Origin of the sequence: Sulfidibacter corallicola (assembly GCF_017498545.1) — a bacterium.
In the GTDB taxonomy this organism is placed as follows: Bacteria; Acidobacteriota; Holophagae; order Acanthopleuribacterales; family Acanthopleuribacteraceae; genus Sulfidibacter; species Sulfidibacter corallicola.
Window position 1 is genome coordinate 3135963 of record NZ_CP071793.1, and the last position, 15994, is coordinate 3151956.

General features: G+C 60.7%; 17 protein-coding genes. 13 read left to right on the forward strand and 4 right to left on the reverse strand.

The window, feature by feature from the left end; all coding sequences use genetic code 11:
- Positions 1-906: 906 nt before the first annotated feature.
- The 4 genes from J3U87_RS08850 to tsaD all read right to left on the reverse strand — a co-directional run bounded on the left by J3U87_RS08850 (position 907) and on the right by tsaD (position 4363).
- The gene (locus J3U87_RS08850) at positions 907-1284 is read right to left on the reverse strand and encodes a YccF domain-containing protein (RefSeq protein WP_237382680.1); all 378 of its coding nucleotides are present in this window, start codon (positions 1282-1284) and stop codon (positions 907-909) included.
- Positions 1285-1556: 272 nt separating this feature from the next.
- A complete protein-coding gene (locus J3U87_RS08855; protein WP_237382681.1) occupies positions 1557-2357 on the reverse strand; it encodes an MOSC domain-containing protein in 801 nt (266 codons plus the stop codon).
- A 75-nt stretch (positions 2358-2432) separates the two neighbouring features.
- Entirely contained in the window at positions 2433-3308 is an 876-nt protein-coding gene (locus J3U87_RS08860) for a DUF72 domain-containing protein (RefSeq protein WP_237382682.1), read from the reverse strand.
- Positions 3309-3319: 11 nt separating this feature from the next.
- Positions 3320-4363 carry a tRNA (adenosine(37)-N6)-threonylcarbamoyltransferase complex transferase subunit TsaD gene (gene tsaD / locus J3U87_RS08865; protein ID WP_237382683.1) on the reverse strand — a complete coding sequence of 348 codons (1044 nt, stop codon included), beginning with the start codon at positions 4361-4363 and terminating at the stop codon, positions 3320-3322.
- Between the two features lie 574 nt (positions 4364-4937).
- Between tsaD and J3U87_RS08870 the strand changes: the two genes are divergently transcribed.
- From J3U87_RS08870 to J3U87_RS08930, 13 genes are all read left to right on the forward strand, one after another.
- A complete protein-coding gene (locus tag J3U87_RS08870; RefSeq protein WP_237382684.1) occupies positions 4938-5879 on the forward strand; it encodes a rhomboid family intramembrane serine protease in 942 nt (313 codons plus the stop codon).
- Positions 5880-6068: 189 nt separating this feature from the next.
- On the forward strand, positions 6069-6863 hold the full coding sequence (locus tag J3U87_RS08875; protein ID WP_237382685.1) for a hypothetical protein: 795 nt from the start codon (positions 6069-6071) through the stop codon (positions 6861-6863).
- Between the two features lie 289 nt (positions 6864-7152).
- Positions 7153-8727, forward strand: a complete 1575-nt coding sequence (gene ffh / locus J3U87_RS08880) for a signal recognition particle protein (protein ID WP_237382686.1) — start codon at positions 7153-7155, stop codon at positions 8725-8727.
- 148 nt (positions 8728-8875) lie between these two features.
- Positions 8876-9118 (forward strand): 30S ribosomal protein S16, encoded by a 243-nt coding sequence (rpsP, locus tag J3U87_RS08885; RefSeq protein WP_237382687.1) that lies wholly within the window; start codon positions 8876-8878, stop codon positions 9116-9118.
- Positions 9119-9178: 60 nt separating this feature from the next.
- A complete protein-coding gene (locus J3U87_RS08890; RefSeq protein WP_237382688.1) occupies positions 9179-9409 on the forward strand; it encodes a KH domain-containing protein in 231 nt (76 codons plus the stop codon).
- Positions 9410-9583: 174 nt separating this feature from the next.
- Positions 9584-10138, forward strand: a complete 555-nt coding sequence (gene rimM / locus J3U87_RS08895) for a ribosome maturation factor RimM (RefSeq protein ID WP_237384490.1) — start codon at positions 9584-9586, stop codon at positions 10136-10138.
- Between the two features lie 38 nt (positions 10139-10176).
- Positions 10177-10914: a tRNA (guanosine(37)-N1)-methyltransferase TrmD gene (trmD, locus tag J3U87_RS08900; protein ID WP_420038294.1), complete on the forward strand. Its 738-nt coding sequence runs from the start codon at positions 10177-10179 to the stop codon at positions 10912-10914.
- A 78-nt stretch (positions 10915-10992) separates the two neighbouring features.
- Positions 10993-11580 (forward strand): RNA methyltransferase, encoded by a 588-nt coding sequence (locus J3U87_RS08905; protein WP_237382690.1) that lies wholly within the window; start codon positions 10993-10995, stop codon positions 11578-11580.
- Positions 11581-11609: 29 nt separating this feature from the next.
- Positions 11610-11969: a 50S ribosomal protein L19 gene (rplS, locus tag J3U87_RS08910; protein ID WP_237382691.1), complete on the forward strand. Its 360-nt coding sequence runs from the start codon at positions 11610-11612 to the stop codon at positions 11967-11969.
- 82 nt (positions 11970-12051) lie between these two features.
- The gene (locus J3U87_RS08915) at positions 12052-13041 is read left to right on the forward strand and encodes a vWA domain-containing protein (protein WP_237382692.1); all 990 of its coding nucleotides are present in this window, start codon (positions 12052-12054) and stop codon (positions 13039-13041) included.
- A gap of 111 nt (positions 13042-13152) precedes the next feature.
- Positions 13153-14070 carry a bifunctional 5,10-methylenetetrahydrofolate dehydrogenase/5,10-methenyltetrahydrofolate cyclohydrolase gene (locus J3U87_RS08920; RefSeq protein WP_237382693.1) on the forward strand — a complete coding sequence of 306 codons (918 nt, stop codon included), beginning with the start codon at positions 13153-13155 and terminating at the stop codon, positions 14068-14070.
- A gap of 25 nt (positions 14071-14095) precedes the next feature.
- Positions 14096-14509 (forward strand): methylmalonyl-CoA epimerase, encoded by a 414-nt coding sequence (gene mce, locus J3U87_RS08925; protein WP_420038295.1) that lies wholly within the window; start codon positions 14096-14098, stop codon positions 14507-14509.
- A gap of 61 nt (positions 14510-14570) precedes the next feature.
- Positions 14571-15068 (forward strand): hypothetical protein, encoded by a 498-nt coding sequence (locus J3U87_RS08930; RefSeq protein ID WP_237382695.1) that lies wholly within the window; start codon positions 14571-14573, stop codon positions 15066-15068.
- The last annotated feature ends 926 nt before the right edge of the window (positions 15069-15994 follow it).

The following is a 15994-nucleotide window of genomic DNA, read 5'->3' on the forward strand; positions in this document are numbered from 1 at the left end:
GCATACCGAGAGAGGAACCAGGCCTGTAGGTGGAGCAGCCTGCTCCACCAGTCGAAGCTACGTAAACCCATCTTTTCAAACATTTTAAAAGCAAAGCGTCTTGCGTTGCCAGTCACGTGTTCATCGAAGAACCAATCTACGAGGGGCCCGCATACCGAGAGAGGAACCAGGCCTGTAGGTGGAGCAGCCTGCTCCACCAGCCGAAGCTACGTAAACCCATCTTTTCAAACATTTTAAAAGCGAAGCGTCTCCAGTCCGCAGGAACCCGATCATCGAAGCCCTACCGAGCGTAGAACCCCCAAGCCGAAGGGGACGTCGTGCCCAATGGGTTCATCAGAGGCGGTAAACTCGCTTGGTGAACTCGCCAATGCGATCCCATCCCCAAGTTCCCGAGGGTATCTGGAGTGCGCCTCGCCCTTCGTCGCAGGCGAGAATGCAATGATGTATGCTTACGCTCGTAAAGTAATCTCAATGCTGAGGTTGTGTCACTTCGATCAGCCGGCCACGTCCCCTGAGTAGCCCCTGCCTTTACCGCATCGACGTCTCTTCGCACTCGGGCTCTCTGTAGGCTATCACTTCGTCGAGGAGGTTATCGCGAAGATGCTCGCTTCGCTCTTAAGCAGGTTTGTTTGCTGATGGTTACGTTTCTCCGATTGGTGGAGCAAGCTGCTCCACCTACAGGCACAACGAAACTCTCGACTTGCGGGTACTTCGTACCGCCATTCTTCGATGAACACGGATATGCGAACCAGGACGCTTCGCTCCTGAAGCGTCTGATTTCTGCTAAGTTACGTTGCTTCGGCATGTCGGCAGGGCCGGCTTACCGCCCCTGCCAAACCGGCCCTGCGCTGCGGCCCTCTTGACAGCCAGCACCCTTCGTACGGCGGAATCGCCGCGTTGTCCGACTCAGCCGTAGTGCATGCTGAGGGTGAGGGCCTTGGGGACCCGGTTGAGGAGATACAGTCCGATGGGAATGCCGATCACGGTCAGCAACAAAACGTAGCCCACGGTCAACACGGCCACGCCAAGCGCCCAGCCGATCACGAAAAACCAGATGACCCGCAGAATGAAGGGCAGCTCCTCCGCAGGGTGACGGTGGCTGGGATCGTAGGGGCACTCTTCTCCTTCTTCGCGAAGGAACACAAAAGTGGGTAAACGGTTGAGGATGAGCACACCGATCGGCAAACCGATGATGCTGCTGCACAACAAATATCCGGCCAAGGCCGCCAGGCCTCCGAACCACCATCCAATCGTCAGGAAATAAATCAGGCGTAACAAAAACATGCGAACCTCCTAGTCGCTACCGCGACCTTTTGTGGTGTTCGTCTTCTCACAACTCTCTACCCTGCATACGAGGGCAGCCAACCCATTTCTCAGCATAACCCATGATCGCCGTCGCCGGTACGGAGGAAGCCCGGTTTTCACGGGGAACTCACAGAGCATCCAGCGCCATAACGGCAGACGAACTGGGCCGAGAACACAATGGCGCACCGGAAGACCGGTGAACCCTTCCCACTAGCCAGGGCGTGGGACCGCGGCGATGCGGGCCACGGGAATCACGTCACGGTGACCGGATCACCGACCCGAACCACGCCATTTCCCAGCGGGGTGAGGTTGGCCCCGAACAGAACGTCGCTGCGTTTTTGGGGATGACGGCGAAAGCTGGACAGTGTCTTGAGCGGCTCCCCGGCCGGATCGCGCTCCCCGGTGATCGGGTCCAGCGTGGTGAAGACACAGCGGGCACAGGCACTGACGACCGCGAAGGTCACGTCGCCCACCCGCACTTCGCGCCACGTATCCTCGGCAAAGGCCTCGGCTCCACGAATGACGATGTTGGGTCGGAACCGGAGTGTTTCGATGGGGCGCCCCACCCTGGCGGACACATCCGCCACGCTGGCTTCGTTGACCAGCAAGAGCGGCATCCCGTCGGCGAAACTGACCACGTGATCGTCGAAACCGTGCTTGGCGGCCAGGGGACGTACCGCCCGTTCGTCCATGTAGGCCAGGTAACAGGTTTGGCCTAGAACCTCCGACAGCCAGGCATCGGCCGCCGGATCGGGCAGGCAGGCGTCCACCTCGTCGCGCCATATCACCACGGGTGCCCGCCGATCGGGCGTCGCCAGGGCCACGGTCAAGGGTTCCCGATCGCGGGCACGCAACGTCAGGCGGTGCTCGTCGAGACGGGTCAGAATGGACAGCAATGCCGGGCATTTGCGCGCGGTCATGAATTGGTGGTTTTCATCCACGACCATCCACCGGCGATCGCCCGCCAGCCCGCGCGGACGAACTTCGGCCGCGGAAAGGCCGAAACCACGCGCGGACTTGAGAGGGAAGACATTGATCTCGGTTACTTCCATGACGGATAGGCTCCTTGGTGCAGTAGTGTCGGCTCGGGGCCGCTCGATTACGTGGCCGGCTGGGAAAACCCCGTCTCAGAACAGGGAAAGCTGTTCTTCCGGCGGCGGTTCGTCGTCGATCGGCCAGGGCGGCATGTCGCCCACCTCGGGCCGGTGGGTTTGCAGCATCTCGTGAAAGAGCCGCGCAATCTGGGGGGCGGCCACGTCCTCGGGTGCCTGGTGCATGAAAATGAAGGGGCGTCGGCCCTCGGCAATCCAACCCGCAGCCCGTCTGGCCCAGCCCTCCAGGATTTCGCGATCCTGTGCGAAATCCGGATCGCCGACGAAGCGAAGGAACGGGTGCGGGCCCGTGGCGTGATGGCGCACGGGTGCCTTGGGCTTTTTGCGCTGGGCTTCCAAGAGCTCGGGATCGCGCGTTGTCAGCCGCATCAGGCGGTGCGTATCGAAAATAACCCGATCCATGCCCAGTTCGGTCAACACCGCATCGAAATCGCGCTCTCCGCTCGCCCCATCGTAGAAGCGGGCGTGCCGTGCCTCGACGGCGTAGCGAAATTCCCGCGGTAGCCGCGCCAGGAATCGCGCGAGCCGGTCCATATCCGCAAACGATGGCGGAAGTTGTAGGAAAAACGGACCCAGGCGGGCGCCCAGCGGAGAGAGGCGCTCGAAAAACTCGGCGGTTTCTCGTTCGGCGTCGCGCAGGGCGAGATCGTGGGAGACGACGCGGGGAAACTTGAAGCAAAAGCGAAAGCGAGCGGGAACCGAATCGGCCCAAAGCGCCACCGTCTCGGCTTTCGGCAAGGCGTAGAAGGTGGTGTTGCCCTCCACCGAAGTCAGTGCGGAACTGTACTGGCTCAGGTATTCGCGTGGTTTGGCGTCCCGACGAAAAAAACGACCGACCCAGTCGCGATTGGCCCACATGGGGCAGCCCAGGTAATAGGGTAGTTCGTACATGGCGGGGCTCCTCATTCGTTGGCGAGGAAACGAACCTCGTCATAGGCCTTCAAGCTGACGTTCGGGTTCAGGTCCCAATCGGCGGTCACGCCCGCGCGCCAAAGGTGCCAGCCCTCGGCCGCGATCATCGCCGCGTTGTCGGTGCTGAGCACGGGCGAAGTCATCATCGCGGGCAGGCCCGCCTGCTTGGCGAGTGCTTCGAAGGCGCGACGCAGGCCGGAATTGCAGGCCACGCCGCCACCCAACAGCAGGGCCTCGGCGGGCTCGCGTTTCAGCGCCTGTTTGACACGCTGGAGCAGGTGCTTGACCACCGCCGCCTGAAACGAGGCGCACAGATCTTTGACGCGTTGACCGGACAGGTCCCGAAACGCGTGGGGATCGCGTTTCAAATGCATGGCCGCGGCGGTTTTCAGACCGCTGAAGCTGTAGTCGGCGGAGCCGTCGCGAAAGCGCGGCATGCTGAATTCAAAGGCGCGTGGATCGCCTTCGGCGGCCAGCCGATCGACCAGAGGTCCGCCGGGAAAGCCCAGGTCGAGCATTTTGGCCAGCTTGTCGAACGCCTCGCCGGCGGCATCGTCGCGGGTCTTGGTCAGGAGAACGATGGCATCGTCGGGTTGCCACCGGAACAAATGGGTATGCCCACCGGAAACGATCAGCGCGAGAGCCGGACGAGGCACGGGATCGAACTCCAGGGCGAGCGCCCGCACGTGCCCGCGAATATGGTTGACCGGAATCAGCGGAAGCTCGCGAGCGAAAGCGAGGGCCTTGGCGAAACTGATCCCCACCAGCAACGAACCGATCAGTCCTGGACCCTGGGTTACGGCCACGGCGGAAATTCGATCCAGGGACAGGCATGCATCGGCCAGGGCTTTGTCCATTACCCGCGGCAGGTTGCTCAGATGGGCGCGGCTGGCCAGTTCGGGAACCACCCCGCCGAAGGGAGCGTGTTCTTCGACTTGAGAGGAAACCACGTTGGCGCACACGCGACCGCCCTCGTCGACGATCGCGACCGAGGTGTCGTCACAGGATGTTTCGATGCCCAACACGTATTTCATGTTCCGTCTCCAACCAGAAAGGGTGGTTTCCTCAAACCGCCGTGCCGCCACGCGTCACCGCGCAATCGGCCGTCCGGATTCAGGTTTGGGCCCACACCGTCGGCGCGCATCGCACGAAAGGGGACCGTCGCCCGCTCCTCGACTTCGCATCCAGGCCTGCCGCCCATCCGGGGCCGACATGCGCTTCGTTGCCGATGAGGACCCTCCGTGAAGCCACAGCCGTCGCGACACCGAAGGCCGCGCACATTGGCGCCCATTCTAACGCGAAGTCGCCCGACTTGCATTTCCAGCCGGGCCGCAACCGGACAATTCCCCGTACCATGCGGTATTCCAATTGAGTAAGATCCCGTTCACCGTTAAAATTTGTCAGGCAACATGCCGTTTTTCGTCTTTCCAACAGGTTCGCACGCTCGAGCCGAAGTCGGGCGGATGCCAGGCTTCGGGTTGTCGTGAGCGAGGTGACGGAGCTGCCGGCGGCCCTTCCGCGATGACCGCGCAGCCCTCCGGGTCCTCGAACGATGATCGGACAGAGTTCTTTATCAGAGATCGGCGTGGGTCGATCAGGAGCCAGGCTATGACACAATGGGAACGCTTCTACCGCCAGTTCAAGAATCAGGTTCGGAACTGGCTGGATTCCATGAAGAGCGAACCTAAACAGGACAAGCCGAACATCAAAATGTGTCCGAGCTGCGGCAATTTCGTCAACGCCAAGGACCGCCACTGCGGCTATTGCGACGCGGTGTTCGAGACCGCCATCGCCCAAGGCAACCCGCGCGAAAAGGCTTCGTCCCAGACCGAACCGCTGAACCCGACGTTCGCCATCTTCGGCATCTGCGCCTTCGTGTACGTGGTGTCGATCATCCTCACCAGCAAGTTCCCGGACTACGACCCCATGAGCAATCTCTGGTCACCGGCGCTGTACGTGCTCCACATCATGGGCTCCAATTCGGCGGAATTGACCCTGTTTCGGCTGGAGCTTTGGCGCCTGGGCACCTACATGTTCCTGCACGGCGGCCTGCTCCACATCGCGATGAACCTGATGGCGCTGGCCTCGCTCGGCTCCATGACCTACCACAATTTCCAATCGCGGCGCTTTTGGCTGATCTCGCTGATCTGCGGCGTCGCCGGCGGCGTGCTCAGCTCGCTCTCGATCTTCCTGATGGTCACGCCCTCGGCCTCGGTGGGCTTTTCCGGCGCCTTGTTCGGGTACCTCGGCGCCAACTGGGTCTACTTCTACCGGCACGGCTACTTCGAAATGGCGGATCGTTTCAAGAATTTCATGATCTGGGCCAACGTCATCTGTATTCTGATCAGCTTCCTGACCCCCATGAACATCGACAATTTCGCCCACATCGGCGGCATGCTGGCCGGCATGGCGCTTGGCCGGCTGTTCACGTCCACGGATCAACCACGCCACGGCGAGTGGGTCGAGCGCGCGCTATTGGTCATGTTGGTGGGCTTTATCGGCTACGGCCAATGGCGGGTGATCCAGGCCATCCACCATTTCCTGAACTGACCGGGGTCACCGGCCCAGCCCGGGAACACACCGAATGGTACTCGGTACCTCTTGCCGCCGGAGCATCGCGATCGGGCCGAAAGGATCGGTTGGCACGGCAGCTCCGCAGGTCGAGCACAACACACCCGGAACGCGCGAGAACGCCTCCCCGGGGCGAAAGGCAGAACATTGAGCGATCGAACCTTTGACTTGAAAAACCTGAAATTGGGCCGCGACGTGGGTGCCGACGAGACCGGACTCGATGCCGTACCGCGAGCGGCGAGCCGTGACCAATTGGGATCGGCGCCCCTCCCCTTCCACGGCTACGATCTCTGGAACGGCTACGAGGTCAGTTACCTCGGCCACGACGGCAAGCCCCACGTGTGGCACCTCCAGATCCGTTACGATGCCGCCAGCCCGTTCATCGTGGAATCCAAGAGCCTGAAATTGTTCCTCAACAGTTTCAACCAAAAACGCTTCACCGATCGGGCCGAGTTCTCGAACGAAGTACTCCGCGCCCTGGAGGCGACGCTGGGCACCTCGGTCGACCTGGTCTTCTTCGACCGGGATCGCAGTCCCGAACGGCGAAAACTGCCCGGTACCTGTGTCGACGGGCTCGAGTTGACCGGTCCCGTCAACGGCTACGATGCGAACCTGCTGCACGCCCAACCCGGCGAAGGCACGTTCGATCTCCACTCGCACGTGCTGCGCTCCAATTGCCCGGTTACCAACCAACCGGACTGGGGCGCCGTCTGGATTCGGGGACGCGGCAATCATCACCCGGACCCGGCATCGCTGCTGACCTACCTGGTTTCCTTTCGCGAGCATCAGGACTTTCACGAAGCCTGCTGCGAAACAATATATATGGACCTGCACCGAACGCTGAAACCGCAAGCACTGGCGGTCTCCTGTTTCTACACCCGCAGGGGTGGCCTGGATATCAATCCGCACCGCTTCAGCGAGCCGCCGAACGAGGTGATTCGCGATCTGGTTTGGCGCCAATGACAAGGGTCGAGCCCGGCAAAAACAGGCCGGCCTTTCAGCTTGACAAGACACCCAACCTGGGCTAGGCTTGCGCCCTGTGCCTTATTCAAAAAGGCCGTTGGTGTACCTCCTCACCGAAGCTTCGGAGTCGCCGGGAACACCAACTCGCGAACCGCCTACCGCGTCCCCTCGAAGGCAGCTTTTTTTCGGCGCCGCGACCCACGGGTACGTTCGCACTTCAGATCGCTCGATGACTGCATGATTGCTCCCGGCATCCCGCCGCAACCCATTTCACAGAGATTTGAGACTTATGTTCGAAAACCTTTCCGACAAAATTCAGCGCGCGTTTAAAAACCTCACCGGCAAAGGCAAGATCTCCGAGGAGAACATCCAGGAGGCGCTCAAAGAAATCCGCCTCGCCCTGCTGGAAGCCGACGTCAATTTCAAGGTCGTCAAGAAGTTCGTCAACGAGGTCAAAGCGGAAGCGCTGGGTCAGGAAGTCCAGGAAGGGTTGGACCCCGGCCAACACATGGTCAAGGTGGTTCACGAGAAATTGATCGACATCCTCGGCGGTCGCACCCCCGAGGTCAAGCTGAAGGGCACGGCCCCCCACGTCATCATGATGGTGGGTTTGCAGGGTTCCGGTAAGACCACCAGCAGCGGTAAGCTGGCGCGCATGTTGACCGAAGAGGGCTACAGCCCCTACCTGGTCCCCTGTGACGTCTACCGCCCCGCCGCCATCCAGCAGTTGATGACCGTGGCCGAGCAGGTCAACGTACCGGTTTTCGATTCCACCGAGAACCCCAAGCCGATGGAAATCGCCAAGCGCTCCATGAAGGAAGCGCGCAACGCGGGCCGCGACGTGGTGATCATCGATACCGCCGGTCGCCTGCACATCGACGAAGCGTTGATGGACGAATTGAAAGACCTGAAGGCCTTTTTGGAGCCCAGCGAAATCCTGTTCGTGGCCGACGCCATGACCGGTCAGGACGCGGTCCAATCGGCACGCGCCTTCCACGAGGCCCTCGACATCACCGGTGTCGTCCTGACCAAGATGGACGGTGACGCCCGCGGTGGTGCCGCCCTTTCGATCAAGAAGGTCACCGAGCGCCCCATCAAATTCATCGGTACCGGTGAAAAGCTGGACGCCTTCGAACGCTTCCACCCGGACCGCATGGCTTCCCGTATTTTGGGAATGGGCGACGTCCTGAGCCTGATCGAACAGGTCCAGAAGAAAGTCGACCAGGACGAAGCGCAAAAGCTCCAAGAGAAGATGCTGAAGAACCAGTTCACGCTGGAAGACTTCGGCAAGAGCTTGACGCAAATCGGAAAAATGGGCGACCTGGGCAGCCTGATGGGCTTGATCCCCGGCATGGGCCGCATGAAGGATCAGATCGACTCCCAGGCCGAATCCAAACAAATGCGCCGCATGCAGGCCATCATCAATTCGATGACCGCGGACGAGCGTCGCAACCACGCCATTCTGAACCAGAGCCGCAAGATCCGCATCGCCAAGGGTTCCGGCGTCACGGTCAACGAAATCAACACCATGCTCAATCAATTCATGCAGATGCGCAAGATGATGGGCATGATGAGCAAACCCGGCAAACTCGGCAAACTGACCCAAATGTTCAACCGAGCGGGATTCGGCGATTTCGCCAACTCGGTCATTCCCGGTATGGCACGCGGCGGTATGCCCGCGGATATCGACGAAGAAGAATTGAAGAAAATTGTCGAGGAGCACGACGGCAAGGTGCCGCCGGAAGTTCTGAAGCAATTGGGCATTCGTCCGACCGGCCCTGCACGCCAGGCGGCGACCTCGCGCCCCAAGAAGGATCGCAAGAAACAAAAGGCCAAGCGCAAGCAGGGCCGCAAACGCCGCTGACCTGCGCGGCTCACCGATTACGACACCCGATCACCGATCGACTCGCTTCGATCGCCACGTAACCATCCGCAATCGCCATTGCGGCAACGCAGCCAAGATCATCTGATTCGCAGAACAGGAACATCAAACACACTAGGAGATTTCGTCGATGTTAGCCATTCGTCTCAAACGCATGGGTTCCAAGCACCGCCCTTTTTACCGCATCGTGGTATCCGAAAACGACAAGCGTCCCCGCAGTTCCCATGTGGAAGAGCTGGGTTACTATCACCCGGTCGCACCCGGCAAGCCGCTGAAAATCAACACCGAGCGCGCCGAGTACTGGTTGAGCAAAGGTGCTCGTCCTTCCGAGACCGTTGCCGGTTTGCTGAAGAAGCAAGGCGTCAAAGCTTGATTTCGCGTCTTCGGACGTCGCGTTTCGATCATCGATACACCCCTTTCGGAGGATTCACATATGCGTGAATGGGTTGAGCAGTACATGCGTGCCATCGCGGCACATCCCGATCAAGTTTCCGTGAGTCAGACGGAGGGGGTGAAGACCGTGGTTCTCGCCATGACCCTGGCGGACGAGGACAAGGCCCTGTTCGACGGCCGCAGCAGCCGCCTGCGGCGCGCGTTGAACGCGACGGTCTGTCTGGCCGGTGCCAAAACGCGCACGCGCTACGTCGTCACCATCGCGGACTGATTCGAATCACGACTCCCCGAGAAGCCGAAGGGGCCGCGGTTTTCGCGAACCATCGGCACACGGCTTCTCGATTTCGACTCGCCTTCGGGCGGGTTTTTGCGTTTTAGAGCCCGTCTCGGGCTCGGACGCGGCACATTTTGGTTCCTCGCGCCGCGAGGACGGGCGGGTTTGGCCGTGATCTACAACGAAACGGAATATCGCCGCATCGGCAAGGTCTTGAAGCCCCAGGGCGTGCGAGGCGAATTCGTCCTGTACCTGGAATCGGACTTCCCGGAGTGGCTGGCCGAGCGCAAGGTCTTTTACGCCCGCAAAGGCGACACGCTGAGCCCCTGGCGGGTCAAAAGCGCGCGCTTCCAGCAAGACAAGCTGATCCTGCGCGTCGACGCCCTGGCCGATCGCACCGCCGTCGAGGCGGCCCGCGACACCGAACTCTACCTGAGCGAGGAAGAGGCCCGTTCGGCCAACCAGGATCCCGACTACTTTTTCAATTCCGACCTGATCGGGATGACCCTGGTGGAGAGCGACACCCACACCGATCTCGGCGAAGTTCTCGACGTGGTCGAGATGCCCGGCCACAGCCTGATCGAGGTTCGCCATCCCGCGGGCGAAGCCTACCTGGTGCCCTTCACCGCCGGCTTGATCGACGAGGTGGACCTGGAGGCCGGTCAGATTCGCGCCACCCTGCCCGAGGGCCTGGTTCCCGGCACGGAAGCCGACAGCGCCGAATGACCACCCAACAAACCGACACGACGACCGAGGTGCCGCGCATGCGCATCGATTGTCTCTCCATTTTCCCGGGAATCATCGCCGACGCCCTCAAGCACAGCATTCCGGGCCGCGCCCAGGCCAACGGGCTGTTGCAGATTCACCATCACGACCTGCGCACCTGGGCGACCGACAAACACAGCAAGGTGGACGACATCCCTTACGGCGGCGGCGTGGGCATGGTCTTCAAACCGGAGCCGGCCATGGCCGCGATTCGCGAACTGCGGGCGCAAGGGGAAGCCCTGGTCATTCACCCCTCGCCGGCGGCACCGCGCCTGACCCAGGCGGACGTCATCGAACTGAGCGGACACCGTCACCTGATCTTCCTGGCATCGCGCTACGAAGGCCTGGACCAGCGCGTCATCGACCGTTGCGTGGACCGCGAGTACAGTATCGGCGACTACGTGATCTCGGGTGGCGAACTGGCCTGCGCGGTGATGATCGATGCCGTGGCCCGCATGGTTCCCGGCGTGGTGGCCAAACAGGCCAGCGTGGTGGAAGACAGCTTCTACAACGGGCTGTTGGACTACCCCCACTACACGCGCCCGCCGGTGTACGAGGACATGGACGTGCCGGCCGTGCTGCAAAGTGGCAATCACGAGCACATCCGCCGCTGGCGCAAGCGTGAAGCCCTGGCCCGCACCCTCGCCCACCGCCCCGACTTGCTGGAGGGCGCCGAGCTGGACGGCGAGGCCCGCACCATGTTGCGCGAGCTGGGTTGGAAGCCACCCCGCGATTGATCTCCTCCGCGGCTTTCGCTTTGACGGAACTGCTGGCATAATGCGGATGAATTTGGCGTTCGCCATCCGGAGATCTCCATGAACCGACCCGCCGCCGATCCCCAGGACCTGCGTCACCGCATTCATTTGGTCCTGCGCCACGACCACGTGTTGGGCCGCGAAAACCAGACCATTCACTCCAGCGTCACGCAAACCGATTTGCACGACTTCTGCCGGCTGACCCTGACCTACGGGCTCGGCGGTTTTCATTGCGTGACCGAAATCGAAGCCCAGCATCGCCTCTGCGCCGACATTCTCGATTTCTGGCGCAACGGCTTCGGCAAACAGTACAATCCCGACCGGGTGGCCGCCTTGGGTGCACTCCACATCCATCGCGCCTTCGACGATCTGGTGACCGACATGACCGAGCGCGACGGGCAACCTCCGCTGATCGTCGGTACCAGCGCAAAACCCTGCGCCAATCAGGTTGATTTCAGCGATTTTTTCTCTATAATGGAAAGTTCTGGCCGCTCGGCTCTGGTTCAATTCGGAACCAGTTGGGGCCTGAGCTCGGACCAGTTACACCGATGTGATCGGGTCCTCCCGCCCATCTACGGTCATGATGGGTACAATCACCTCTCGGTCAGATGTGCCGCCGCCATCATCGTTGACCGCATTTGTAGATAGAGGCACGTCAACTACTAGGAGTCATCACCATGAAAGTGATCGAATCGCTCGAGAAGTCTTGGATCCAAGATAAGGAACACCCCAAATTTCGTCCGGGCGACACCATCCGCGTTCACCTCAAAATCATCGAGGGCAGCAAAGAACGTATCCAGGTTTTCCAAGGTACCGTCATCGGCATCAGCAAAAAGCTGAACCGCACCACCTTCCGCGTGCGCAAGGTATCCAACGGTGGCTACGGCGTCGAGCGCCTGTTGCCGCTCTATTCTCCCGCGATCGACCATATCGAAGTCGTTCGTCGTGGTCGCGTTCGTCGCGCGAAACTGTACTACCTGCGTGGCAAGATCGGTAAAGCCGCTCGCATTCGCGAGAAGCGCAATTTCAATGCCTGATGATGTCGCGAAAAAAAGGGTTTTGAGTTTTCAAAGCCCTTTTTTTTTGGCCCGAATGGTCCTCACGGCCATGGTGTGGACGATGTTGCCGCTTTGGGCCCAATCGCTTCACCTGGTGAAGCCGGCCAAGGGCGACCCCTTGGACGAAGCGCAGGAATTCGTGGTCGAAGTGGTGGGCCCGCTTCAGCCGCAACGCATGGAAATCTTTTTGAATGGTGAACTGATGCGGGCGAGGCGCCAGCCCCCCTTCCGGTTCACGCTCTCCTGGAACACGCGCTACCGCAACCTCGTCGCCTTCGTGGCCCATTTCGACGGTCGCGAACCGATCCGTCTGGAGAAGACGTTCGAGCAGGTCGCCGCCGACGTGGAGGCGGAGATCCAGGCCTTCCAGATCTGGCCCTTTTTCGAGCGGCCGCAGAGCAAAGCCCCTCGGGTACGGTACCAGCGCCAAACCATCGAGCCGCAGGTCTTCGAAAAGGCCGACACCCATCGGCTGAGCCTGGTCATCGCGCTCGACGTCAGCGGATCGATGCGCGACGAGCTGGATTCCCTGACCAAACCGCTGGCCGAGTTCATCGCGTTCGCACGCAAACAAAATTACGAATTACGATTCATGGTCTTCGACGGCACTTCGCGGCTCCTGAAGATCGACGAGGTGCTGGCCCTGCCGTCACTGGCCGATCTGTACCGCGGCGTGGCCCATTCGACGGTCTGGGACGGCCTGGCCACCGCCACCGGCCTCTTCACTCCCAAACCGCGCCGCCTCCTCCTGTTCATTTCCGACGCCGCCGACGACGGCAGCCGCCACTCCCCCCGCAGCGCCACCGAGTTTCTGCGCCGCTCCGGGGCTCCGATGATCTGGATCAACCTGACCGACCGCGATTTCGGCAGAATGTACCGGCTGGCGCGCCGATCCGGCGGATTCGAACTGGTTCCCGAACAGAAACCGTTCGAAACCCTGCGTCGGCGGCTCGAATACCAATACCATCTTCTGGCACCACGCGCCGGGTTCCCGGTGGACCTGAACGGGTCGCAGGGCTCGGTCTGGTATCCCCACTGGCGGGAGCCCTGACCGGCCGAAAAACGAGCTGCGAACCCCGCCCACACGCGGTCGATTTCGCGGTGGTGCCCGCCATAAATCCTTGTGCTACAATTAGGCGCCAATTCAGGGAGGACATCCAGTATGGGAAAACGTTGGCCTTGCAAAGCAACAGCGGAACGCCTTCTCAACGAATCCAAGTCACGCGTCACTGAACTGAAAAACAAAGGGATCGAACCCCATTTGGCGGTGGTCCTGGTGGGCGACAATCCCGCCAGCAAAGTCTACGTCAGCAACAAGGTCAAGACCTGCGAAAGCCTGGGTATTCGCTCCACCTTTCACAAGCTGGAAGCCACCACGAGCACCGATGACCTGCTGCGCATCGTCGACGAGCTCAACCACGACGCCTCGGTTCACGGCATTCTGGTTCAATTGCCCCTCCCGCCGCAAATCGACGAGAGCCGCATCATCTCGGGCATCGAGCCCGACAAGGACGTAGACGGTTTTCATCCCGTCAACGTCGGCCGGCTTTCCCTGGGCGAGCCCGGTCTGGTACCCTGCACCCCGATGGGTGTCATGGCGCTGCTGGCCGATTGCGGCGCCGAACTGAGCGGCATGCACGCGGTCGTCGTCGGGCGCTCGAACATCGTCGGCAAACCGATGGCGCAGCTTCTCTTGAAAGCGAACTGCACGGTGAGCATCATCCACAGCCGTACCAAAAACCCCGCCGAACTCTGCCGCCAGGCGGATCTGGTGGTTGCGGCGGTCGGTCGACCCGGCCTGGTGGACGCGAGCTGGATCAAGGAAGGCGCACTCGTCGTGGACGTGGGCATCAACGAGATCACCGACGACGCCCTGGCCGAGAAGCTGATTCCGGCCGACTCCAAAAAGATGGCCGCCTACCGCAAAAACGGCCGCGTCCTCTATGGCGACGTCCACTACGCCTCCGCGCTCGGACGCGCCGAAATGGTGACGCCCGTTCCGGGCGGTGTGGGCAAACTGACCATTGCACAATTGATGGCGAACTGCGTGCTCGCAGCCGAGCGCCTGGGCTCGCGGTAGTCCGAACCGCTACGAACGGGGATAGATCATGAAGAAGATCGATCATATCGGGATCGCCGTGCCCGAGCTGGACGCGGCCATCGAACAATACCAGACGCTGGGCTTTGACTTCGACCACGTCGAAGAGGTGCCCGAGCAGAAGGTGAAAACGGCCTTTTTCGAGCTGGGTGACGCCCACGTGGAGTTGCTCGAAGCGACCGAGCCGGATTCGGCCATCGCCAAGTTTCTGGGCAAGCGCGGTCCCGGCATCCATCACATCTGCGTCGAGGTCGACGATATCGAAGCCGCACTGGCGGAATATCGCGCGGCCGGCGTGCGCCTGGTCAACGAAGAACCGGTCATCGGGGCTGGCGGCCATCGCGTCGCGTTCGTGCATCCCAAGGCCACCCACGGCGTCCTGCTCGAACTGCTCGAGCGCCGTTCCACCGATGCCGATTGAGCGCGGTGGGCCGGGTCGAACGCCACCCGTTCCATTCTAAAGATCAACGAGGCAAATACTGATGTTGCGACAATCTGCATGTGGGCAGTCCACTCGGGGCCGCCAGGGCGTCAAGGCGCTGCTGATTCTGCTGGCCGTGGCGGCATTGACCGGATGCCACAAGTACTTCGACGTGGAGAACGAAACGGTGCCCGGCAATACCCTGATGCTGGAGTTCTCGAAACCGATCAAATACGTGTTGGAGTTGAAGATCAACGGCACGGAAATCCCGATCGACTACCGCGGTGGAAGCCGGGTCCTGATGATCGAAGGCTTGCCGGCCGGCCAGCACAACTTCAACATTCACAGCATTTCCTACGTGTTCGGCCCCGAGTTCGACAATTACAAGATCACCGACGATCGCGGCGCCTATTTCTTCATCCAGGCCCGCAAGTACCGCTCGGGTCTGCCGAAGAACCGGGCCCAGGTATCGCTGCGCGCCTACCGCCGCCAGCTCAAGGAGCAAGGCATCGACGCGGCCCCGGAAGGCGCGGGCAAGATCAAGGCCTACTTCAAGTAATCGCAATTGCGCGTTCGCCGCACTCCAAGTCTGCATTACCGCGCTCAACGATGTGCGTTGGGCGGTAGGTCGTGTCCGCATACTCAGAGAGGCGTCGTGCAGGTTCGGTATAAGGCCTGTCGGTGAGCCGACACACCGGTCACTGAGTTTCAACCGGGTAACGAATCGCTAGGGAGTTCCCGCATTTGTGAGAGGGGCGTCGTGGCAGTAGGTTGGCCCGCTGGGCCGACGCTTCGAAGTAACGTAACTGGCAATAAATCAAGCATTTCAAGAGCGAAGCGTGGGCGTTGGCATATCCGTGATCATCGGAGAACGTGGGAGTAAAGTTCCCGAACGTCGAGAGATATGTCCAGCCTGTAGGTTGAGCAGCTTGAGGTTGTGTGAAAACGTCGAAAATGGACTGAATTCGGATTGGCTGTATTAGGTAAATCCTTTAAGTTCAATTCGACTACCCAAAAACCTATATACACGAGCCATGTTTTCACACGCTCTCAGCTTGCTCAACCAATCGAAGCCATTGGGTTTAGACTTGGTATCGTGCTCGAAAGGGCAAGTTTTTCGGCATTGCCTGCAGGGAAAATCGATAGGTTCGCCGTGGGCTCAAAGATCAGCCTAGACAGACGTAGCTTCGATTGGTGGAGTTGGCGGACCTGAGCGATGCCCTCACGCATGGCGAACCTTTCGACTTTCGGGCACCTTGCCAACTCGTTCTTTGATCAACGTAGATACGCCAATACCGGTGCTTCGCTTTTAAAGTGTTCGAAGCGAGGCGGTTGCGTCGCTTCGATTGGTGGAGCAAGCTGCTCCACCTACAGGCCTTACGCCCCTCTGGAGATGCGGGGACTTTGGACTTTACGGCTTTTGATTGGCGTCGCGTGGGAAATGATCGGCTTCGCTCTTTGGCGCAATTGATTGTCGTTGCTTGG

Bases quoted from the DNA above. Each gene is read 5' to 3' on its own strand.
- J3U87_RS08890 (WP_237382688.1), top strand. From the start codon at position 9,179: ATGCGTGAATGGGTTGAGCAGTACATGCGTGCCATCGCGGCACATCCC.
- rplS (WP_237382691.1), top strand. From the start codon at position 11,610: ATGAAAGTGATCGAATCGCTCGAGAAGTCTTGGATCCAAGATAAGGAA.
- ffh (WP_237382686.1), top strand. From the start codon at position 7,153: ATGTTCGAAAACCTTTCCGACAAAATTCAGCGCGCGTTTAAAAACCTC.
- J3U87_RS08920 (WP_237382693.1), top strand. From the start codon at position 13,153: ATGGGAAAACGTTGGCCTTGCAAAGCAACAGCGGAACGCCTTCTCAAC.
- J3U87_RS08930 (WP_237382695.1), top strand. From the start codon at position 14,571: ATGTTGCGACAATCTGCATGTGGGCAGTCCACTCGGGGCCGCCAGGGC.
- trmD (WP_420038294.1), top strand. From the start codon at position 10,177: ATGCGCATCGATTGTCTCTCCATTTTCCCGGGAATCATCGCCGACGCC.
- J3U87_RS08870 (WP_237382684.1), top strand. From the start codon at position 4,938: ATGACACAATGGGAACGCTTCTACCGCCAGTTCAAGAATCAGGTTCGG.
- J3U87_RS08850 (WP_237382680.1), bottom strand. From the start codon at position 1,284: ATGTTTTTGTTACGCCTGATTTATTTCCTGACGATTGGATGGTGGTTC.
- J3U87_RS08905 (WP_237382690.1), top strand. From the start codon at position 10,993: ATGAACCGACCCGCCGCCGATCCCCAGGACCTGCGTCACCGCATTCAT.
- rpsP (WP_237382687.1), top strand. From the start codon at position 8,876: ATGTTAGCCATTCGTCTCAAACGCATGGGTTCCAAGCACCGCCCTTTT.
- J3U87_RS08915 (WP_237382692.1), top strand. From the start codon at position 12,052: ATGTTGCCGCTTTGGGCCCAATCGCTTCACCTGGTGAAGCCGGCCAAG.
- tsaD (WP_237382683.1), bottom strand. From the start codon at position 4,363: ATGAAATACGTGTTGGGCATCGAAACATCCTGTGACGACACCTCGGTC.
- J3U87_RS08855 (WP_237382681.1), bottom strand. From the start codon at position 2,357: ATGGAAGTAACCGAGATCAATGTCTTCCCTCTCAAGTCCGCGCGTGGT.
- J3U87_RS08860 (WP_237382682.1), bottom strand. From the start codon at position 3,308: ATGTACGAACTACCCTATTACCTGGGCTGCCCCATGTGGGCCAATCGC.